Consider the following 395-nt stretch of genomic DNA (forward strand, 5'->3'; position numbering starts at 1 on the left):
CTTGAGACCGATGGCCATTCCGGCATCGCCGCGATCATGTCGGGCGCGTCCGAGGCCGCGGGCGGCATCACCATTCCCGCCGCGCAATCCGAGGAACTGATCGCGCTGCTGCGCCCGCGGGTCACCGTCCGCGCCTCGGGCGCGCGCACCGTGCCGATGCCCGCGGGCGAGCTGCGCACCGCGCGCCAGACCGCAGGCGCGACCGCCGGTTACGGCGCCGAGACCTCGGCCATTGCCGAAAGCGAGATGAGCTTCGATGCGGTCGACAAGTCCTTCAAGCTCCTGCGCGCGCTGGTGCCGCTGTCGAACAGCCTCCTGCGGCATTCCTCGGTCGCCATGGCCCAGCATGCCCGCGACGACCTCTTGAAGGCGATGGCGCTGCGCGAGGACCTGGC

General features: G+C 71.4%; 1 protein-coding gene. It reads left to right on the plus strand.

All coding sequences use genetic code 11. The annotated features are described in order from the left end of the window. The coding region (locus BYZ73_RS21850; RefSeq protein ID WP_112317616.1) for a phage major capsid protein at positions 1-395 on the plus strand (395 nt) is incomplete at both ends.

It is taken from the genome of Rhodovulum viride, from assembly GCF_003265965.1.
Taxonomy (GTDB): Bacteria; Pseudomonadota; Alphaproteobacteria; order Rhodobacterales; family Rhodobacteraceae; genus Rhodovulum; species Rhodovulum kholense.